The sequence below is a fragment of the Citrobacter freundii complex sp. CFNIH9 genome (genome assembly GCF_002903305.1).
Classification (GTDB): Bacteria; Pseudomonadota; Gammaproteobacteria; order Enterobacterales; family Enterobacteriaceae; genus Citrobacter; species Citrobacter portucalensis.
On the sequence record NZ_CP026238.1, the window covers coordinates 2,712,399 to 2,732,975 of the forward strand.

Sequence of the window (20,577 nt, forward strand, 5' to 3'; positions counted from 1 at the left end):
ATACCTTCGTAGGCCGGATAAGGCGCTTGCGCCGCCATCCGGCAAACAGGCATAAAAAAACCCCGCCGAAGCAGGGTTTTGTCATTCTCAAATATACGATTAGTGACGCGCGCGAACAATCTGGTATTTGCGTGTCAGATATTCGACCGGGACGCTCCAGATGTGTACCAGACGAGAGAATGGGAACAACAGGAACAGCGTCATACCCAGCACCAGGTGCATACGGAAAATGAACGCAACACCATCGAGATATTGAGACGCTCCGCCCTGGAAGGTCACCACTGTCTGCGCCCAGTTCACCAGCTTCATCATCTCGCTACCGTCCATATGCTGGGCGGAAAACGGAATGGTCAGCAGGCCCAGCGCACACTGGATCACCAGCAGTGAGAGGATCAGAATATCCGCCCCGGTGGTGGTGGCCCGCACGCGCGGGCTGAACAGACGACGTTTCAGCAGCAGTACACCACCAATCAGACACATCAGGCCACTGGCACCGCCCGCAAACATTGCCATCTTTTGTTTCACTTCAAGCGGTAGCCAGGCTTCATACATCCAGTGCGGCGTCAACATGCCAAGGAAGTGCCCAGCAAAGATACCCAGGATCCCGATGTGAAACAGGTTTGACGCCAGGTTCATCCCTTTGCGATCCAGCATCTGACTGGAAGCTGCACGCCATGTATATTGCCCATAGTCATAACGCAGCCAGCTGCCGATCAGAAAGACAGAACCCGCGATGTACGGATAGATGTCAAAGAAGAACGTATTCAGGAAGTGCATTATTGCTGTCCTCCGGTGGTGATATTCAGATACTGCGGCGCAACGGCCCCGGCAAAACGACGCTGGTGAGCGGAGATTTCCGACTCGCCACACCCCTGATCGGCGAAGAATTTCACCTGCTCTTCTTCCCAGACCGCATCCAGCGCTTGTGGAGTATCGTCACGGGCTTCATCCGCAATTTTTTCAGCCACTTTATCGCTGTCGATAACGGTATTCGCCAGTTTTAACAGCAGATCGAACAGCACTGCATAACGGCTTTCACGCTGTTGCAAACGAGCGCTGAGCAGTGCCAGAATCGGCGCAATATCCTGTAAGCCACCTAGCGCTTCGCTTTTCGGCAGTTGCGCAAGGTATTCCAGATACAGCGGCAGATGATCGGGAAGTTCGCGGCTGTCGAGCTGCAAACCGTGCTGCTCATACTGTGCCATCAGGTCAACCATAGCCTGACCGCGATCGCGGGATTCACCGTGAACATGTTCAAACAGCAGCAGCGATGTCGCGCGGCCACGGTCAAACAGTTCGCTGTAGGCGGCCTGCACATCCAGCATGTCCTGCGAGGTTAGATCGCGCATGAAAACGCCCAGAGTCTGGGCATCCTCTTTATCCAGGTTCTCAGATGACGCGAGTGCATCGAAAAGTTCCTGCTGATGCTGCCACAAGGCAGCATCCGGGTACTCGAGCAGACGCGAAACAATGACGAGTTCAATCATTGGTGCGGCTCCGTTTTGCTGGTCACATCGACAGCGTCGATGCGGCGGCTGTTGAACAGATTGAATTTAGTATCAGAACCGTGGCAACCGTCGCCGAAGGTAAAGCCACAACCGCTTTTCTCCGGGAACGCGTCACGTGCCAGTTCACGATGGCTGCTCGGTACCACGAAACGATCTTCGTAGTTTGCGATCGCCAGGTAACGATACATTTCCTGTGCCTGCGCTTCGCTTAAGCCCACCTCTTCCAGCGCACGGGTATCAACTTTGCCGTCAACAGTTTCCGCACGTTTGTAGTGACGCATCGCCAGCATACGTTTCAGCGCCAACAGTACCGGCTGGGTGTCACCTGCAGTCAGCAGGTTCGCCAGGTACTGAACCGGGATACGTAGACTGTCCACATCCGGCAGAATACCGTTGCTGCCCAGCTCGCCCGCGTCGGCGGCAGACTGAATCGGTGACAAAGGCGGCACGTACCAGACCATCGGCAGCGTGCGGTATTCCGGATGCAGCGGCAGCGCCAGCTTCCAGTCCATCGCCATTTTGTAAACCGGAGACTGCTGTGCGGCATCAATGACGCTCAGCGGAATACCATCTTTCAGCGCCTGTTCAATAACCGCCGGATCGTTCGGATCGAGGAACACGTCCAGCTGACGCTGGTACAGATCTTTCTCGTGCTCGGTGCTTGCTGCACTTTCGATCGCATCTGCGTCATACAGCAGTACGCCGAGGTAACGGATACGACCTACACAGGTTTCGGAGCAAACGGTCGGCTGACCAGCTTCGATACGCGGGTAGCAGAAAATGCACTTCTCAGATTTCCCGCTCTTCCAGTTGAAGTAGATCTTCTTGTACGGGCAGCCGGTGATACACATACGCCAGCCGCGGCACTTGTCCTGGTCGATCAGCACGATGCCATCTTCTTCACGCTTGTAGATAGCTCCGCTCGGACAGGTCGCCACACACGCCGGATTAAGGCAGTGCTCACACAGACGCGGCAGGTACATCATGAAGGTGTTTTCGAACTGACCGTACATCGCCTTCTGCATGTTTTCGAAGTTCTGGTCTTTGGCGCGTTTTTCAAACTCGCCGCCGAGAATTTCTTCCCAGTTCGGACCGCTGGTGATTTTGTCCATTCGCTGACCGGTGATGAGCGAGCGTGGACGAGCAATCGGCTGCGCTTTGCTGTCTGCCGGGGCGTTATGCAACGTCTGGTAGTCAAAATCAAACGGCTCGTAGTAATCATCCATGCCCGGCAGATGCGGGTTAGCAAAGATTTTACCCAACAGCAGCGCTTTGTTACCCATGCGCGGCTGCAGTTTGCCGTTGATTTTACGGATCCAACCGCCCTTCCATTTTTCCTGGTTTTCCCAGTCGTTCGGGAAGCCAACGCCAGGCTTACTTTCGACGTTGTTGAACCAGGCGTACTCCATACCTTCACGGCTGGTCCAGACGTTTTTACAGGTCACTGAACAGGTGTGGCAGCCGATGCACTTATCGAGATTCAGCACCATGCCGACTTGTGAACGAATTTTCATTTTACGCTCTCCTGTACCTGGTCATTGCCTTCGCCATCCAACCAGTTAATGTTCTTCATCTTACGTACAACTACGAACTCATCACGGTTTGAACCGACGGTGCCGTAGTAGTTAAAGCCGTAGGCCAGCTGCGCATAGCCGCCGATCATATGGGTCGGTTTCGGCGTAATACGGGTCACCGAGTTGTGGATCCCACCGCGCTGCTGGGTGATTTCTGAACCCGGCAGGTTAACGATACGTTCCTGCGCGTGGTACATCATGGTCATCCCGGCCGGTACACGCTGGCTGACAACTGCACGTGCCGTCAGCGCACCGTTGCTGTTGAAGACTTCGATCCAGTCGTTATCTTCGATTCCCAGATCCTTCGCATCGACTTCGCTCATCCACACAATCGGGCCACCGCGTGACAGCGTCAGCATCAGCAAGTTGTCGCTGTAAGTGGAGTGGATACCCCATTTCTGGTGCGGCGTCAGGAAGTTGAGCGCTTTTTCCGGGTTACCGTTAGATTTCTCCCCAATCACCGCTTTCACCGAACGGGTGTCGATTGGCGGACGGTAAACCAGCAGACTTTCACCAAAGTCACGCATCCACTGATGATCCTGATACAACTGCTGGCGACCAGACAGCGTACGCCATGGGATCAGCTCGTGAACGTTGGTATAGCCGGCGTTATAAGACACGTGTTCATCTTCCAGTCCTGACCAGGTCGGGCTGGAGATAATTTTGCGCGGCTGCGCCTGAATATCGCGGAAGCGAATTTTTTCGTCTTCTTTATTCAGCGCCAGATGCGTATGGTCACGACCGGTAAATTCACTCAGCGCAGCCCAGGCTTTAACGGCTACCTGACCGTTAGTTTCCGGCGCCAGCGTCAGGATCATCTCGGCTGCATCAATTGCGGTATCCAGCATCGGCTGGCCTTTTGCCGGACCTTCAGCCTTGGTGTAATTGAGCTTACGCAGCAGATCCATTTCGCTCTGGGTATTCCAGGCAATCCCTTTACCGCCGTTACCGATTTTTTCCATCAGCGGGCCGATGGAGGTGAAACGCTCGTATGTTGCCGGATAATCACGCTCAACGGTCATGATGTGCGGCGCGGTAACACCAGGAATCAGGTCACATTCACCTTTTTTCCAGTCCTTCACGTCCAGCGGTTGTGCCAGTTCTGCGGCAGAGTCGTGCTGAATAGGCAGCGTAACGACGTCAGTTTCTTTACCGAGATGGCCCACGCAAACTTCAGAGAATTTCTTGGCGATGGCTTTGTAGATTTCCCAGTCGCTCTTCGATTCCCAGGCCGGGTCAACGGCCGCAGACAGAGGATGAATAAACGGATGCATGTCCGAGGTATTCATATCGTCTTTTTCATACCAGGTTGCGGTCGGCAACACGATGTCGGAATACAGACAGGTGCTCGACAGACGGAAGTCCAGCGTGACAACCAGATCCAGTTTGCCGTCCAGGCCGTTATCCTGCCATTCCACTTCTTCAGGCTTCACGCCGCTCTGCTGGCCGAGATCTTTGCCCTGAATACCATGTTCAGTACCCAGCAGATACTTGAGCATGTACTCGTGGCCTTTACCGGAAGAACCGAGCAGGTTAGAACGCCAGATAAACAGGTTGCGCGGATGGTTTTTACCGTTTTCCGGCTGCTCTGCCGCAAAGCGAATAGAACCTTCTTTCAGGGATTTAACGGTGTAATCCACCGGCGTCATACCTGCTTTCTGCGCTTCTTCGGCGATACGCAGTGGGTTAGTCCCTAACTGCGGCGCAGATGGCAACCAGCCCATACGTTCAGCGCGAACGTTAAAATCAATCAAATGACCGCTGTAGCGGGATTTGTCTGCCATCGGGGAAAGCAGTTCCTGCGCAGTAACCGTCTCATAGCGCCATTGGCTGGAGTGGTTATAGAAGTAGGAAGTGCTGTTCATATGACGAGGCGGACGCTGCCAGTCAAGAGCAAACGCCAGCGGCTGCCAGCCGGTTTGCGGACGCAGTTTTTCCTGGCCGACGTAGTGGGCCCAACCGCCGCCGCTCTGACCGATACAACCGCAGAACACCAGCATATTGATCAGGCCACGATAGTTCATATCGAGGTGGTACCAGTGGTTCAGGCCCGCACCGACGATGATCATCGAACGACCGTGTGTTTTATCGGCGTTATCCGCAAATTCACGGGCAATGCGCACGATCTGAGAACGTGATACGCCAGTGATTTTTTCTGCCCATGCCGGCGTGTACGCTTTCACGTCATCGTAGCTGGTCGCGCAGTTTTCGTCGTTCAGACCACGTTCCAGGCCATAGTTAGCCATGGTCAGGTCGTAAACGGTGGTCACCAGCGCGGTAGAGCCATCGGCCAACTGCAGGCGTTTAACCGGCAGTTTGTGCAGCAGAATATTTTCCAGCTCTACTTTACTGAAGTGCTCGGTACCTTCGCCGCCAAAGTACGGGAAGCCCACTTCAGCGATATCGTCCTGGCCACCCAGCAGGCTGAGCTGCAGTTCGGTTTCATCACCGGACGTACCGTCGCGTTGCTCAAGGTTCCATTTGCCCTTTTCGCCCCAACGGAAACCAATTGAACCGTTTGGCGCAACCATTTCGCCGTTGCTGTTGATAGCGACAGTTTTCCATTCTGGGTTATTTTGCTGGCCCAGAGAGTCGACCAGATCCGCCGCACGCAGCATACGACCAGCAGCATAGTAACCGTCACGCTCTTCGAGCATCACCAGCATTGGCATGTCAGTATAACGACGAACGTAGTCGGTGAAGTACTGGCTCGGGTTATCGAGGTGGAACTCGCGCAGCATGACATGGCCCATCGCCATTGCCATCGCAGCATCGGTTCCCTGCTTCGGTGCCAGCCACAGGTCGCAAAGTTTGGCGATTTCTGCGTAGTCCGGAGTAATCGCTACCGTTTTGGTGCCTTTATAGCGAACTTCAGTAAAGAAGTGTGCATCCGGAGTACGGGTCTGCGGTACGTTAGAGCCCCATGCAAGAATGTAGCTGGAGTTATACCAGTCGGCAGATTCCGGTACGTCGGTTTGCTCGCCCCAGGTTTGCGGGGAAGCCGGCGGCAGGTCGCAGTACCAGTCGTAGAAGCTCAGGCAGGTACCGCCAATCAGCGACATATAGCGTGCGCCGGAAGCATAAGAAACCATCGACATCGCCGGGATCGGAGAGAAGCCTGCAACGCGGTCAGGGCCATAGGTTTTGATGGTGTAAACGTTAGATGCAGCAATCAGTTCATTCACTTCCTGCCAGGAAGAACGAACAAATCCACCACGACCGCGCGCTTGTTTGAAGCTTTTTGCTTTGTCGGCGTCTTCGATGATGGATGCCCATGCGTCTACCGGATCGCTGTGCAGTCTTTTTGCTTCACGCCACATCTTCATCAGACGTTTGCGCATCAGTGGGTATTTCAGACGGTTAGCGCTGTAGAGATACCAGGAATAGCTTGCACCACGTGGGCAGCCGCGAGGCTCGTGGTTAGGCATATCTGGACGCGTGCGTGGGTAGTCAGTTTGCTGGGTCTCCCAGGTCACCAGACCATTTTTCACATAGATTTTCCAGCTGCATGAGCCCGTGCAGTTTACCCCGTGGGTTGAACGCACGATTTTGTCATGCTGCCAACGCTGGCGGTATCCGTCCTCCCAGTCCCTGTTGGTATTGAGAAGCTGGCCATGCCCATCGGCAAAGGTTTCGCCCTTCTGCTTGAAGTAGCGAAACCGGTCCAGGAATTTACTCATCGGTTTTCTCCTGTAGGAGCCTGACGGCTCTCTGATAAATCGACATTGCTTGATTGAGAGCGAAGGTAACGCTCTGAAAGGGCGTGAGAATTGATAACGATCAAGGCATGCAGGGATGAAAAATGGAGGTTGGTTTTTACATACCCCCAAAGTGGGATATTGTTTTTTAACGTAATGTTTTGAATTTAAAGGATTTTAAATAATTCACTTATCATACAAATGTTAAATTCTTTATAAGTGGGTATTAAGGGGTATCCCCCCTGCTTAGCATATTACCAGCACCGTTTTCGCAGACTTTCGTCATGAGCTCACATATAAGTATGTTGTAACTAATTTAGAACAAAAAAAAGCGCGGTCTAACACCGCGCAATGGATAATCAACTGCTACTACTTTTTTACTTTTTAGAATGACGTCCGTATACCGCCCAGGTGATGACCACACAAGCGACATAGAAGATCAGAAAGACTTTCATCGCATCGACCGGCGAACCAGTTAACGCCAGAGACGTACCAAATGCTTTCGGGATAAAGAAGCCGCCAATCGCACCAATGGCTGAGATAAAGCCCAACGCTGCCGCGGTGTCGGTTGCTGCTTCGCGCATTGCTTTCTCTTCTGAACCACCTTCAGCTTTCACTCTGTCCATCGTCAGCTTGCGGAAGATAACGGAGATCATCTGGAAGGTTGAACCACTCCCCAGACCAGCCGTCAGGAACAATGCCAGGAACACCGCGAAGAAGGCGATAAAGTTGCCACCGACACCGTTTGATGGCAGCGTCAGGAACAGTAAGGCACTGAAAATAGCCATCAGCACGAAGTTCACCAGCGTTACACGGGTTCCGCCCAGACGGTCAGAGATTGCGCCGCCCGCTGAACGAGCCAGCGCGCCAATCAACGGTCCAAAGAAGGCGTAATGCAGGATCTGTACCTCAGGAAACTGCGTTTTTGACAACATGGCAAAACCGGCAGAGAAACCGATGAATGAACCGAAGGTTGCCAGATACAGCAGGCTCATAATCCACAGATGCCCACGTTTCAGCACCGGCAATTGCTCTTTCAGCGACGCTTTTGAGGTTGCCAGTTCATTCATACCAAACCATGCAGCCAGCGTTAACACCGCAAGGAACGGTACCCAAATCCATGCGGCGTTTGCCAGATACAGCTGCGTACCATCCGGTTGTTCAACCCCGTGGCTACCAAATGCGGCAAAGATTGACAGTGAAACCACCAGCGGCGCAACCAACTGCATCACGCTGACGCCCATGTTGCCCAGGCCACCGTTCAGACCCAGCGCACCACCCTGTTTCTGTTTTGGAAAGAAGAAACTGATGTTTGCCATGCTGGACGCAAAGTTCGCACCGGCGAAACCGCACAACAGAGAGATAATAATAAAGGTACTAAACGGCGTGGAGGTATCCTGCACCGCAAAACCTAACCATACGCAAGGAATGATCAGGATACCGGTGCTAAACGCTGTCCAGCGACGTCCACCAAACAGGGGAACCATAAAGGAGTACGGAACACGCAGCAGCGCGCCGGACACCGAAGGTAATGCCGTCAGCATGAACAGCTGTTCAGTGGTGAAATCAAATCCGACTTTCGGTAAGTTCACCGCCACGGCGCTAAATAACATCCACACGCAAAACGCCAGCAGCAAGCAAGGGACGGAAATCCACAGGTTACGGCTGGCGATTCGTTGACCTCGCTGCTGCCAGAAGGCGGGATCTTCCGGCCGCCATTCGGTAATTACAGCTCCAGATGCCCTTTCCGGGGCAGATGAGTGACTCATAGACACCTCTGATACTTGTTTCGATGCCTGCAACATTAGGGTTTACAGCTGGAGGTAAGTTGATATAAATCAAAGGAAAAGGTGTCATTATTCATGCCTAAAATTTATCATTACCCTAAATGAGTACATAACTTCGGTAAAAAAGATGTGGTTTTTCACGCTTCTGTCGTCCCCTACTCCCCCTCGCCCGGGATCTCTCCCTCCACTGGCAATTAAGAGGTAGCCCGTTTGAGGTATGGGTATACTCCAGTGTATCGCCGAGAATAACGCCACTGCCTGCAGCAGAATCGTCATTCAATAAGGTTTTCTGTTCGACGAAAACCCGAAGGAACAAGTCACCATGTTTAAACGTTGTCTCTCCCCGCTTACGCTGGTCAACCAGGTGGCGCTGATTGTTTTATTGTCCACAGCCATCGGCGTGGCGGGTATGGCTGTCTCTGGCTGGCTGGTTCAGGGCGTTCAGGGTAGCGCCCATGCAATCAACAAAGCGGGATCGCTGCGCATGCAGAGTTATCGCCTGCTGGCAGCCGTACCGCTGGACGCTAGCGATCAACCGCTTCTGGATGAAATGGAGAAAACGGCGTTTAGCCCGGAGTTGACGCGTGCCGCAAAGCGAGACGGACAACAGGCGCAGTTAAAAGCACTACAGGATTACTGGCACACTGAACTGGCGCCGGGGCTTGTGCATGCGCAAACGCCTGATGCGGTAGCGCAGGATGTAACGCGCTTTGTAGGCGGTCTGGATAAGCTGGTTACCGCCTTTGACCATACCACCGAATTACGCATTGAACGCGTCGTCCTGCTGCATCGCCTGATGGCCATATTTATGGCATTGCTGCTGGTTTTCACCATTATCTGGCTGCGCGTGCGCCTGTTAGAGCCGTGGAAACAGCTGCTGGCGATGGCGCGAGCCGTCAGCCAACGTGATTTTACCCAACGCGCGCGTATCAGCGGGCGTAATGAGATGGCCGCTCTGGGTTCGGCACTGAATAATATGTCAGAAGAGCTGGCTGAGAGTTATGCCGTGCTGGAACAGCGGGTGCAGGAAAAAACGGCGGGACTGGAGCACAAAAATCAGATCCTTTCTTTTCTGTGGCAAGCCAACCGCCGCCTGCACTCTCAGGTGCCGTTGTGCGAACGCCTCTCTCCGGTGCTGAACGGTCTGCAAAATTTGACCTTGCTACATGATATTGAACTCCGGGTTTACGACCTGGAAGATGAAGACAATCATCAGGAATTTACCTGTCAGTCCAATGCCAGCTGTGATGAAAAAGGTTGCCATCTGTGTCCTCGCGGAACGCTGCCCGCGATTGACGGCGGGATCACATTGAAATGGCGGCTGACCGATGCGCATACCCAATATGGTATTCTGCTCGCCACCTTGCCGAACGGACGCCATCTCAGCCACGATCAGCAGCAGCTGGTTGATACCCTGGTTGAGCAACTGACCGCAACACTCGCGCTCGACAGACATCAGGAGCGTCAGCAGCAGTTGATCGTGATGGAAGAGCGTGCCACCATTGCACGCGAACTTCATGATTCTATTGCACAATCGCTCTCTTGTATGAAGATGCAGGTTAGCTGTTTGCAGATGCAGGGCGATGCGCTTTCAGATAACTGTCGCGAGTTGCTCAGCCAGATTCGTAACGAGCTGAATGCTTCGTGGGCACAACTGCGTGAGCTGTTAACCACCTTCCGTTTACAGCTCACAGAACCTGGATTACGGCCGGCGCTGGAAGCCAGCTGTCAGGAGTACAGCGCCCGTTTTGGATTTACGGTTAAGCTGGATTATCAGCTACCGCCACGCCTGGTCCCTTCGCATCAGGCGATTCACCTGCTACAAATTGCGCGCGAAGCCCTGAGTAATGCACTTAAACACTCTCAGGCCAATGAAGTGGTCGTGACGGTGGTGCAAAATGGCAAGCAGGTCAAACTAACAGTGCAAGATAACGGCTGCGGCGTACCGGAAAACGCCGAACGCAGTAACCACTACGGCATGATTATAATGCGCGATCGTGCGCAGAGCTTGCGCGGCGATTGCCGCGTACGCCGTCGCGAGACGGGCGGTACTGAAGTTGCTGTCACTTTTATTCCCGAAACAAACTTCACAGAAGTCCAAGGAGATACCCATGAGTAATCTGGAACCGGCAACCATCCTGTTGATCGACGATCATCCGATGCTGCGAACCGGTGTAAAACAGCTTGTCAGCATGGCGCCCGATATTACCGTTGTCGGCGAAGCCAGCAATGGTGAGCAGGGTATCGAGCTGGCTGAATCCCTTGATCCCGATCTGATCCTGCTTGATCTCAACATGCCCGGCATGAACGGCCTGGAAACTCTCGATAAGCTGCGTGAAAAGTCCCTGTCTGGCCGCATCGTGGTGTTTAGCGTATCCAATCATGAAGAAGATGTCGTTACCGCACTGAAACGCGGCGCTGACGGTTATCTGCTAAAAGATATGGAGCCTGAAGATTTACTCAAAGCCTTACAGCAGTCAGCGGCCGGTGAAATGGTGCTGAGTGAAAAGCCTTAACGCCGGTTCTGGCCGCCAGCCTGCGTGCTAATCGTGCAACGTCGGACCGTGATGTCACCCAACTGACACCGCGTGAGCGCGACATTCTCAAGCTCATTGCCCAGGGGCTGCCGAACAAGATGATCGCCCGTCGTCTGGACATCACTGAAAGTACGGTAAAAGTCCATGTGAAGCATATGTTGAAGAAAATGAAGCTCAAATCACGCGTCGAAGCCGCGGTATGGGTACATCAGGAACGCATTTTCTGATAACGCGTTGATGCTTCATTGCTAACGAGGATCATTTTCCGAAACGGTAATAAACGGTTCGGTCAGTGATAGCGTGATCTCATTGGAAGAGACACGCTGACCCTGCTCATCTTCTACCACCACAGACAACCGCCAGCGGTTTGTCGCGCCTTCGCTGCTGTCCCACTTCGGCATAATAATCGTCCAGCCTTGCGCGCTTCGGTTATCGCTACCCGCCGTTAAACTCAACGCCTGGGTATCACCCTGCCAGGTCAAATGGCGGATCCCATGCAAACTACGCACCTGCAGCTTCAGCGCCACCGTCTCACCAGACTTGAGATCCCAGGGCGGCGTGGCCAAAAATACCGACAATGTTTTACGCTGGCGATATTCCAGCGTCGGCAGATTGTTACGCTGCGGGTCGTCATAACGACTGCCGCGCAGCGATCGGCTGTTTGCCACCTCGCTGACCATCAGTTGTTTTTTTAGCGGCACGCCAAAGCGGTAATTCAGCGTTAAGCCGAGGTTATTCTGGCTGACTCCGCTTTCGCCCTGCTTATGTTGTGCCGTCACGGTAATCAACGGCACCGGCGTATAGCTCAATCCCAGATTCACCGCCACAGGATTGTGGTACCCGGTTCCGGAATGAAACAGATCCACCCGGTCGCCAAAATACTGTTCCACGCTGACGCTGGTATTGAGGTGTTGATAGAACGGCATGCGCATTTGCGCAGTCAGGTCGTAGCCGCGGGCCATCCGTTGTTCCTGGGTTGCGGAACGCTCCTGCCAGGAGGACAGCGGTTGGTAATAGTTAGCGGATAAGCGCAAGTATTCACCCCACGCCTCGGCGCCAAGGCCTCCCCGGGGCAGATTTTCATCCAACAGGTTGTCATAAAAGGTGTTGTAACCCAGAAACCAGCCGTCGCGTACCCAGCGCTGCCCAATCCCCGCATTGCTGACTAAACCTTCGTCCTGTTGCGTCAGCCCCAACTGGCTCCAGGTTAAATATCGTTGATTGTCCTGCCATGGGATAAACCAGCTTCCCCGACTTCCGGTAAAGCTGCCTTCGTTATCCATCTGCAATCCAACGCTGGCGTTTCCCCAGGGAGAGAGCCAGGATTCCAGTTGCTGATTAACCTGTTCACTGACCGTGTCACGCACCTGACCAAACGCGAACTGCTTCGCCTGTTCACCCGTATCAAGCCCGTTATCGGTCATGCTTGCTTCACCAAACGCTTTGACCATTTCAGCAAAGTGCTTTTCGCCTGCCCGCGACTCCGGCGCCATACCGAGATCGGGCAAGCCATCACTATTGTTATCGAAAGGGTTTTCAGCCTGGTGCACAAAAGATGGCTGCGCGCTGGCAATACCGCCTGCCAATGGCAAGAGTGAGAATACAGCGAGAGAAAAATAAATATTACGGCTCAAATCGTCAGTTGTTTCTTACATCAATTAATTAGACACACTTAACCTAAACCATAACGTCTTCGGCTGTTAATTGCAGCCTTTATCCCCGTTTTCGGGATTTTCTGACATGGATAATTAGAGGTACCCACTCCTGCAACCATGCTTTCTTTCCCACATCAGGAACAGGGAGTAACATACACGCCAGGAATTATCCCTTCCATCTGACAACAGGAGTAATAATGCAAAAGATAGTGATCGTCGCGAACGGTGCAGCCTATGGAAGCGAATCGTTATTTAACAGCCTGCGTCTGGCCATCGCCCTGCGCGAACAGGATGCGGAACTCGACCTACGTTTATTTTTAATGTCGGACGCGGTAACGGCGGGGCTTAGCGGTCAAAAACCTGCGGAAGGATATAATATTCAGCAAATGCTGGAGATCCTGACGGCGCAAAATGTGCCGGTCAAACTGTGCAAAACCTGCACCGATGGCCGTGGGATCACGACGCTGCCGTTAATTGACGGAGTAGCCGTCGGCACGCTGGTAGAACTGGCTCAATGGACGCTGGCTGCAGATAAAGTATTAACCTTCTGATACACCGCTTCAGGCAAGCTCACTGAAAGTGTCGATAATTTCCGAATTTAATCGTAGATGGGCGCGGTTTCGTTGAACGTTAGCACGCCCTTTCAACCCTTTTGAGGTATTTTGTCACTTTTGTTTAATCGTTATGCCATTTTTTGATCAAAATCAGCATCCTGTTGCTCCCCCTTTGGTGTTATGCAGTGAGTGAAATGTGAACAACATCACGCAGCACTTTCGACAGAAAGTACGTTGTTTTCAAGAACGGGGTGAAAAATGGCATTAGTGAAGGCGAGTTTAAAGTTATTTGGTGGTGATACGGTGGTAGTGCGCTGTTCTGAGCGCTGCCACATCCACCTGATGAGCGAGAAAAATCACGTCAAAGACACGCAGTCCGACATCTTAAGCGTGCAGGATCGTGATAACGCATGGTTAACCGTACCGTATACCGGCGTCTGGAATGTGCTGATCGACAGCCATAGCCAGTCGCTCGAGCATTCGATAAGTTTTATTGCAGCCTAAGCGTTAAACGCCCGATAAGCACCTGACTTATCGGGCATACAACATCGGGCGATATTAGGCAAATCCTGGACGCATAACACCTTCCGGTAGGTTCTCTCCCAACAATCGTTTGACCGTGATCACCAGATCGTTAAGACAGTCATCCTGCATCCCCAACTTGACCAGCTCTTGTTCCAGTGAGAACAGATACTGGGCATTGGTGCCTAAAGGTCCGCTCGCCGCGGCGATAAGCGGCGCAATCACCTGCGCGCGCGTATCTGACTCAAACAGCGGATGACGCGGATCCATAATAAAGACCAGCGCGTTTACCGCCCGACCGTCATCCAACGTCAACTGGCACCAGGTTGGTAGATAGCATCCGGTGATCATTTCACGCTTCCACAGCAGAGAAAGCTCTTGTTCCAGCGACGCGTCCGGCAAACGGTAGGCCACACCGGTGGTGCGTCCGCCCTCTTTCAGGGCCAGCATACGTCCTGGTTGACACGCCGTTCCTCGCCCCGCCGTCAGGCGCAGACAAAATGCACGGTGCCAGCCGACTAACGTCCCGGTACAGGACTCTTCAAACTCTAAGGCCGGGTTCCACATCAACGATCCATAACCGAAGATCCACACCGGTCCATCATCTGGTCGGCATGCAAGCGTGGCGGCCAGTGAGGCTGCCCGTTGTTCCGCTGACCAGAGTAGTGATTCTTCAATAGCACCAAATGCCGTCTTACAGTCGGCATTCAATAAAAAATCACGCGTTAACACCTTACACCTCCGCCACTGCTGCTTCCCTGCGACAACTTTTTTGACGCCTTCCGGGCTTTTTTGCTGCTCATTTTGAAACCAATAGCTGGACAATAGGCAATTCACCGCTCGCTTGCAAGCCAGCAACGGCGCGGCGTAGCACGATTCGCTAACGCCTGATGCAAGCTAGTTCATAAAGGCATTATAATTGATACTGTTACGCCTTTTTATGCCATTTATCATCATCACCTTTTTGATAATCATTTTTGACCGCGGCCCACGCCACCTTGTGTGCTGTCTCTTCACGGGTAGCATCATCACGACGGTCAGATTTATCTTTATATTGTTCCCAGGCGCTGTTGAAAGCTTCTTTGTAGATGTCCTGAGCATGGGCTGGCAGAACATGCTGCACGCTTTCAGGCAGATCGCTTTTGGATTTATATGGCATTGTGAACTCCTCTTTTTAGGCTAAACCTTAAGTGTGGTTAACAATGCTGTGATGCGCCAATAATGGACATTTATAGAAATTTTATTCATCTAACCTTCTGTTAATTAAACAGTCTATAGACAAGAACTTTGTTTTTGACCGCTTTGAGAGGAAAAATAAGCGATGCAGTAAAATTACGTAAAATGTTACCTGCAAAACCAGGTTTTCTGTTATTTTTTACATTCTTTAATACTTTTTATAATTATATACCCTAAATAATTCGAGTTGCTTAAAGGCGGCAAGGGAGTGAATCCCCAGGAGCATAGATAACTATGTGACTGGGGTGAGCGAGCGTAGCCAACACATAAGCAACTTGAAGTATGACGGGTATAAATACCTGCAGAGACGGAGAATTAATTCAATGACACACGTACATGAGGCGGTAAAAACCCGCCACAAGGAGACCTCTCTCGTCTTCCCGATTTTGGCACTGGTAGTACTGTTCTTATGGGGGAGCAGTCAGTCACTACCAGTGGTCATCGGCATTAATGCGCTGGCCCTTATTGGTATATTAAGCAGTGCATTCAGTGTTGTCCGTCATGCGGATGTATTAGCACATCGACTTGGCGAACCCTACGGGTCGCTGATCCTCAGCCTGTCCGTTGTTATTCTTGAAGTCAGCTTAATCTCCGCATTAATGGCGACGGGCGATGCAGCGCCTACGCTCATGCGCGATACGCTATATTCAATCATTATGATCGTAACCGGCGGCCTGGTCGGTTTTTCATTACTGTTAGGTGGCCGTAAATTTGCCACTCAGTATATGAATCTGTTTGGTATTAAGCAGTATTTAATTGCTCTGTTCCCACTGGCCATTATTGTACTGGTGTTCCCGATGGCTTTACCGGGTGCGAATTTCACTACCGCACAAGCGCTGTTGGTGGCGTTAATTTCTGCGGCAATGTACGGTGTATTTTTGCTGATCCAAACTAAAACGCACCAGAGTCTGTTCATTTACGAGCATGAAGACGAGGGTGACGATGACGACCCGCATCACGGTAAACCGTCAGCACATAGCAATTTATGGCACGCTGCCTGGCTTATCATTCATCTGATCGCCGTTATTGCTGTGACCAAGATGAACGCCAGCCCGCTGGAGACATTGCTGACTGAACTGAATGCGCCGGTCGCCTTTACCGGTTTCCTGGTAGCGTTACTGATCCTCTCTCCTGAAGGGCTGGGTGCGCTGAAAGCGGTTCTGAGCAACCAGGTACAACGGGCGATGAATTTGTTTTTCGGTTCAGTATTAGCCACCATTTCACTGACCGTTCCGGTAGTGACCCTGATCGCATGGGCAACCGGGAATGATTTGGTCTTTGCGCTGGGCGCGCCAGAGATGATTGTGATGGTTTCATCACTGGTACTGTGCCACATCTCTTTCTCCACCGGACGCACCAATGTGCTTAACGGTGCGGCGCATCTGGCGCTGTTTATCGCCTATCTGATGACGATATTTGCCTGATGAGTTTTTCTGGTAGAACCCACGGCCCTTCTCAGGGCCGTTTTCTTTTACCGCTCACAGCTCCGGATAAACCTGTTGACCATCGACAAACGTTAATAACTCCTCCGTTTGGTGCAATTTGTCTGCCGGAATAGCCATAATATCCTGATTAAGCACCGCAAAATCGGCGAACTTACCTTCCCGCAAACTACCCCTCTGCTGTTCTGCAAAAGCCAGCCAGGCGGCATTTCGGGTATACATTTTTAACGCATCTTCCCGACTTAACTGGCGGGTGTCATGGCGTACTGAGCCGTCGAGTGCTTTACCTGTGACATGATACTCAATGGCATGCCACACTCCCGCAACGCCAATCCGCGTCGCATCTGTACCGCCGGCAACGATTACCCCCTGCTCTAACGCGGGTTGAACTGGTGATGAGAGTGCCGCCACCGTTTTACCATTTGCGCGTCCAATGGCGGGAGATTCAAAATATGGCCCCATCTGGACAGAATAGGCCAAGCCGAGTTTCTTCATGCGGGTAATTGTTTCTGGCGTACCGGTATTGAGATGCGCAATAGACCAGCGTAACGGAGCAATGTCATACGATTTAGCCACCTCGCTAATGAGATCTAAAATCGCATCCGCACTGTCATCGGTATAGGCATGTATTTCTACGGCGACCCCTTCCTGGGCGGCAAGCTGGAGCACCTTAAATTGTTCTTGTTGGGATTGTGCAGAAGACTTAAATCCAGATGACATCCGTACGCCGTCATTCATTGCCATCACCAGGCTTTCACCGAAGCCCAGAAAGGCTATTCTGCCGTCATCGTGTATTGCCGGGCGAAATACCAGACGTTGTTTAAACCATTCCGTTTCATTACCAGGCGGTGCGGATAAACGATATCCAACACGTATCCTGAGAGGTTGCTGCTGCTGAAGTTTAAAGAAATCACGATAAGCTTGCTCATGCCCGGCAGAAGGATCGATAAACCCGACCACGCCGCGTTTATTTAAATAACGAACAAAGGCGTTAAGGTTCTTTTCAACATCGGAAGTCTGGCTAATCTGGGCGAAAAGCTGGTTAAAACTGCCAATGGTCCCGCGCAATTTCCCCGTTGCCAGCCCTTTGTCATCACGTTCTATCACGATCCCTGCCGGAACATCCGGCTGTGGACTATTAAGTTTTAGGGTTTCGATAGCCTTTTGATTTAACAGGGCATAGTCATAAAGGCTTTGTATATACGCAGGATGCTGAGGCACCGCCTGATTCAGTTCCTGAACCGTCGGATCCCGTTTTTCAGCAAATTGTTCAGGTATCCATGAGCCAGCCACCGCCACCCATTGCGCAGTATTTTTCTGTGCCGCAGATTGCGACAATTTATTTAACGCATCGGGTAAATTTTTAGTATCAAACCAGTAGGTTTCAAATAAAAACGTCCTCCCCCCCCGAATGCCATGCAGATGCGCATCAATTAATCCCGGAATAACGGTTTGCCCCGTAAGATTGATTTCCTTCGTGTTCGGTCCGGACCATTTTTTCACCGTTTCATTATTACCCACCGCAATAATATGCCGCCCTTTTACCGCCAGCGCCTGCGCGTTGGGTTGTTGTTCATCCATGGTAATCAGCTTGCCGTTATACAAAATAACATCGGCCTTGTCCTGAGAATGCGCCAGAAATGAAGTTCCGATCAGAATTGCGGCCAACGTTGCTTTGCGAATAGCCGGAGGGGGAGTATTAAAGCGAAGCCCCAGTTTACCCATCATATTTATCTACCTTTTCACGTGATGAAAATCAGGAAAGCTGATGCCGCACCGCTACGCTGGCGATTCGCGCGCTGGCTAGCAGACGTTCGAACGAATGCCCGCAACGCGCTTTTCCCGACAGGCCAAGCATTGTGGTACTGACGTAATCAGTCAGGCTGTCAGCCTCTTTAGGATGCCGCTGTGCGATAAAGTCGTGAATTTTATGTTCGGCAGCCGAGTAGAAATTCCGCGCGACCTTCCGCGCCTGCGGATCGTTACTGTGCGTGCCCTCCAGGACCAAACATCCCGGCGCATGCGGATCTGCGGCATAACGTCGCGCCGCCTCTTCAAGCAGATCGGTAAGACATGCAGAAACGGGTTTGTCGGGGCGAAGAATGTCATCAAAAGGGATCGCCTCAGTTTGTACGTAGCGGTCAAGAACACGTTTATAAAGACCGATTTTGTTCCCAAAAGCAGCATAGAAACTGGGGGGCTTGATCGACAACGCCGCGGTGACATCCGCCACGCTAACCGCGTCATAGCCATGTGCGTGAAACAAAGGTTGTACTTTGGCAACGGCCATTTCTGGATCAAAATTACGTGGGCGTCCAGGTGCACGAGTGCATTTTGTAGTGCTCATTACAAATCCATTGACAGAAAACAGTGCACCCATTATATATCGATCACTACATAATTGTTCAAGGAGCACCTCATGTCTTCTTTTAACGGCAAGTCAGTTCTGGTTCTTGGCGGCAGTCGTGGGATTGGCGCGGCTATCGTGCGCCGTTTTGCCGCGGATGGCGCATCGGTTATCTTTACCTATTCAGGCTCCCCTGACGCTGCCAAAGCGCTTGCTGATGAGACGGGTACCCAGACAGCGCAAACCGATAGCGCCGACCGTAACGCCGTCATCAACCGGGTACGCGAAAGCGGCCCGCTGGACGTGCTGGTAGTTAATGCAGGGATTATTCTGTTTGGTGATGCGCTGGAGCAGGATCCGGATGACGTGGAGCGCCTGTTCCGGATTAACATTCACTCCCCATACTATGCGGCCGTGGAAGCGGCACGACGGATGCCTGACGGCGGACGCATTATCATTATTGGTTCTGTGAATGGCGACCGTATGCCTCTTGCTGGCCTGGCCTCTTATGCGGTGAGCAAATCAGCGCTGCAAGGGCTGGCCCGGGGGCTGGCACGTGATTTTGGACCGCGGGGCATTACGGTAAACGTGGTTCAACCGGGTCCTATTGATACCGATGCCAACCCGGAAGATGGCCCACTGAAAGAGGTGATGCACAGTTTTATGGCGCTAAAACGACATGGCCGTCCAGAGGAAGTTGCGGGAATGGTTGCCTGGCTTGCAGGCCCTGAGGCTGGGTTTGTGACGGGGGCAATGCATACAATTGACGGTGCATTTGGCGCCTGACGGCCACCCTTAACACTTTTCTCAAACAGCAGTCCGAAGAGATATCTCTCCGGACTGCAATACTTTCTTAGTTCTCGGTATCCAGCTCGTCGAAGCTTTTAACCAGGTCATCAATCGCTTTAATCTGAGTCAGGAACTGTTCCAGTTTCGCCAGCGGCAGCGCGGATGGACCGTCGCATTTTGCATTGGCTGGATCCGGATGCGCTTCAATAAACAGACCGGCCAGACCAACCGCCATACCTGCGCGCGCCAGTTCGGTAACCTGCGCACGACGACCGCCGCTTGCTGCGCCAAACGGGTCACGGCATTGCAGCGCATGGGTAACGTCAAAAATCACCGGCGAGTTGCCAGAAACTTTCTTCATCACGCTGAAGCCCAGCATATCCACAACCAGGTTGTCATAACCAAAGTTCGCGCCACGGTCGCACAGAATTACTTTGTCGTTGCCGCCTTCATGGAATTTATCCACGATATTGCCCATCTGGCCCGGGCTTACGAACTGCGGTTTTTTCACGTTGATAACAGCACCGGTTTTCGCCATCGCTTCCACCAGATCGGTCTGACGAGCGAGGAAGGCCGGCAGCTGAATCACATCCACCACGTCAGCAACAGGCTGAGCCTGGCTGGCTTCGTGAACGTCGGTGATCACTTTTACGCCAAAAGTCTGCTTCAGTTCCTGGAAGATTTTCATCCCTTCTTCAAGGCCCGGTCCACGGTAAGAGTGGATGGAAGAACGGTTGGCTTTATCAAAGGAGGCTTTGAACACGTAAGGGATACCCAGCTTTTGAGTAACGGTTACGTAGTGCTCACAAATGCGCATCGCCAGATCGCGGGATTCCAGCACGTTCATTCCGCCAAACAGCACGAACGGCAGGTCATTTGCCACGTTGATGTCGCCAATGCTAACCACTTTTTGTTTCATAGGATCGCC

General features: G+C 52.3%; 16 protein-coding genes and 1 pseudogene. 6 read left to right on the plus strand and 11 right to left on the minus strand.

The features are described from left to right. Positions 1-99: 99 nt before the first annotated feature. From narI to C2U43_RS13765, 5 genes are all read right to left on the minus strand, one after another. Positions 100-777, minus strand: a complete 678-nt coding sequence (gene narI, locus C2U43_RS13745; protein ID WP_003833386.1) for a respiratory nitrate reductase subunit gamma — start codon at positions 775-777, stop codon at positions 100-102. Further along, positions 777-1,487 carry a nitrate reductase molybdenum cofactor assembly chaperone gene (gene narJ / locus C2U43_RS13750; RefSeq protein ID WP_103285309.1) on the minus strand — a complete coding sequence of 237 codons (711 nt, stop codon included), beginning with the start codon at positions 1,485-1,487 and terminating at the stop codon, positions 777-779. The genes narI and narJ overlap by 1 nt, the downstream gene beginning before the upstream one ends. Then, positions 1,484-3,022: a nitrate reductase subunit beta gene (gene narH, locus C2U43_RS13755; protein WP_003833388.1), complete on the minus strand. Its 1,539-nt coding sequence runs from the start codon at positions 3,020-3,022 to the stop codon at positions 1,484-1,486. The genes narJ and narH overlap by 4 nt, the downstream gene beginning before the upstream one ends. Beyond that, positions 3,019-6,762: a nitrate reductase subunit alpha gene (locus C2U43_RS13760; RefSeq protein ID WP_079935302.1), complete on the minus strand. Its 3,744-nt coding sequence runs from the start codon at positions 6,760-6,762 to the stop codon at positions 3,019-3,021. The genes narH and C2U43_RS13760 overlap by 4 nt, the downstream gene beginning before the upstream one ends. A gap of 395 nt (positions 6,763-7,157) precedes the next feature. Then, entirely contained in the window at positions 7,158-8,549 is a 1,392-nt protein-coding gene (locus tag C2U43_RS13765) for a NarK family nitrate/nitrite MFS transporter (protein WP_003833390.1), read from the minus strand. Positions 8,550-8,889: 340 nt separating this feature from the next. On the opposite strand from C2U43_RS13765, the gene narX reads away from it, so the two are divergent. Further along, positions 8,890-10,686 carry a nitrate/nitrite two-component system sensor histidine kinase NarX gene (gene narX / locus C2U43_RS13775; protein WP_103285310.1) on the plus strand — a complete coding sequence of 599 codons (1,797 nt, stop codon included), beginning with the start codon at positions 8,890-8,892 and terminating at the stop codon, positions 10,684-10,686. Beyond that, positions 10,679-11,331, plus strand: a pseudogene (narL, locus tag C2U43_RS13780) (two-component system response regulator NarL). The gene narX and the pseudogene narL overlap by 8 nt, the downstream one beginning before the upstream one ends. A gap of 21 nt (positions 11,332-11,352) precedes the next feature. Here narL and C2U43_RS13785 read toward each other — a convergent pair. Then, positions 11,353-12,738 carry a YchO/YchP family invasin gene (locus C2U43_RS13785; RefSeq protein ID WP_103285311.1) on the minus strand — a complete coding sequence of 462 codons (1,386 nt, stop codon included), beginning with the start codon at positions 12,736-12,738 and terminating at the stop codon, positions 11,353-11,355. Positions 12,739-12,956: 218 nt separating this feature from the next. Between C2U43_RS13785 and C2U43_RS13790 the strand changes: the two genes are divergently transcribed. Together C2U43_RS13790 and C2U43_RS13795 are read left to right on the plus strand one after the other, a co-directional pair. After that, positions 12,957-13,310 (plus strand): DsrE/DsrF/TusD sulfur relay family protein, encoded by a 354-nt coding sequence (locus tag C2U43_RS13790; RefSeq protein ID WP_048235258.1) that lies wholly within the window; start codon positions 12,957-12,959, stop codon positions 13,308-13,310. 261 nt (positions 13,311-13,571) lie between these two features. After that, the gene (locus C2U43_RS13795) at positions 13,572-13,817 is read left to right on the plus strand and encodes a DUF1883 domain-containing protein (RefSeq protein ID WP_038641131.1); all 246 of its coding nucleotides are present in this window, start codon (positions 13,572-13,574) and stop codon (positions 13,815-13,817) included. A gap of 54 nt (positions 13,818-13,871) precedes the next feature. Here C2U43_RS13795 and C2U43_RS13800 read toward each other — a convergent pair whose 3' ends face one another. Together C2U43_RS13800 and chaB are read right to left on the minus strand one after the other, a co-directional pair. After that, positions 13,872-14,567, minus strand: coding sequence for a gamma-glutamylcyclotransferase (locus tag C2U43_RS13800; protein WP_048235257.1), 696 nt, complete (start codon positions 14,565-14,567; stop codon positions 13,872-13,874). Positions 14,568-14,763: 196 nt separating this feature from the next. Next, the gene (chaB, locus tag C2U43_RS13805; protein WP_008784971.1) at positions 14,764-14,994 is read right to left on the minus strand and encodes a putative cation transport regulator ChaB; all 231 of its coding nucleotides are present in this window, start codon (positions 14,992-14,994) and stop codon (positions 14,764-14,766) included. 400 nt (positions 14,995-15,394) lie between these two features. Here chaB and chaA point away from each other — a divergent pair, with 400 nt between their 5' ends. Further along, the gene (chaA, locus tag C2U43_RS13810) at positions 15,395-16,495 is read left to right on the plus strand and encodes a sodium-potassium/proton antiporter ChaA (protein WP_048216245.1); all 1,101 of its coding nucleotides are present in this window, start codon (positions 15,395-15,397) and stop codon (positions 16,493-16,495) included. Positions 16,496-16,549: 54 nt separating this feature from the next. On the opposite strand, the gene C2U43_RS13815 is transcribed toward chaA, so the two are convergent. Further along, positions 16,550-18,241, minus strand: coding sequence for an amidohydrolase (locus C2U43_RS13815; protein WP_103285312.1), 1,692 nt, complete (start codon positions 18,239-18,241; stop codon positions 16,550-16,552). A 28-nt stretch (positions 18,242-18,269) separates the two neighbouring features. Then, positions 18,270-18,860 (minus strand): TetR/AcrR family transcriptional regulator, encoded by a 591-nt coding sequence (locus C2U43_RS13820; protein WP_103285313.1) that lies wholly within the window; start codon positions 18,858-18,860, stop codon positions 18,270-18,272. A 72-nt stretch (positions 18,861-18,932) separates the two neighbouring features. Between C2U43_RS13820 and bdcA the strand changes: the two genes are divergently transcribed. After that, complete coding sequence (gene bdcA, locus C2U43_RS13825) at positions 18,933-19,646, plus strand: SDR family oxidoreductase (protein ID WP_103285314.1); 714 nt, start codon at positions 18,933-18,935, stop codon at positions 19,644-19,646. A gap of 67 nt (positions 19,647-19,713) precedes the next feature. Here the strand turns inward: bdcA and kdsA are convergent, their stop codons facing one another. Then, on the minus strand, positions 19,714-20,568 hold the full coding sequence (gene kdsA / locus C2U43_RS13830) for a 3-deoxy-8-phosphooctulonate synthase (protein ID WP_003020772.1): 855 nt from the start codon (positions 20,566-20,568) through the stop codon (positions 19,714-19,716). Positions 20,569-20,577 lie beyond the last annotated feature (9 nt).

Coding starts and splice junctions, on each gene's coding strand:
- narI (WP_003833386.1), bottom strand. CDS start 777: ATGCACTTCCTGAATACGTTCTTCTTTGACATCTATCCGTACATCGCG.
- C2U43_RS13820 (WP_103285313.1), bottom strand. CDS start 18,860: ATGAGCACTACAAAATGCACTCGTGCACCTGGACGCCCACGTAATTTT.
- chaA (WP_048216245.1), top strand. CDS start 15,395: ATGACACACGTACATGAGGCGGTAAAAACCCGCCACAAGGAGACCTCT.
- C2U43_RS13795 (WP_038641131.1), top strand. CDS start 13,572: ATGGCATTAGTGAAGGCGAGTTTAAAGTTATTTGGTGGTGATACGGTG.
- bdcA (WP_103285314.1), top strand. CDS start 18,933: ATGTCTTCTTTTAACGGCAAGTCAGTTCTGGTTCTTGGCGGCAGTCGT.
- C2U43_RS13790 (WP_048235258.1), top strand. CDS start 12,957: ATGCAAAAGATAGTGATCGTCGCGAACGGTGCAGCCTATGGAAGCGAA.
- kdsA (WP_003020772.1), bottom strand. CDS start 20,568: ATGAAACAAAAAGTGGTTAGCATTGGCGACATCAACGTGGCAAATGAC.
- narJ (WP_103285309.1), bottom strand. CDS start 1,487: ATGATTGAACTCGTCATTGTTTCGCGTCTGCTCGAGTACCCGGATGCT.
- C2U43_RS13765 (WP_003833390.1), bottom strand. CDS start 8,549: ATGAGTCACTCATCTGCCCCGGAAAGGGCATCTGGAGCTGTAATTACC.
- chaB (WP_008784971.1), bottom strand. CDS start 14,994: ATGCCATATAAATCCAAAAGCGATCTGCCTGAAAGCGTGCAGCATGTT.
- C2U43_RS13760 (WP_079935302.1), bottom strand. CDS start 6,762: ATGAGTAAATTCCTGGACCGGTTTCGCTACTTCAAGCAGAAGGGCGAA.
- narH (WP_003833388.1), bottom strand. CDS start 3,022: ATGAAAATTCGTTCACAAGTCGGCATGGTGCTGAATCTCGATAAGTGC.
- narX (WP_103285310.1), top strand. CDS start 8,890: ATGTTTAAACGTTGTCTCTCCCCGCTTACGCTGGTCAACCAGGTGGCG.
- C2U43_RS13815 (WP_103285312.1), bottom strand. CDS start 18,241: ATGATGGGTAAACTGGGGCTTCGCTTTAATACTCCCCCTCCGGCTATT.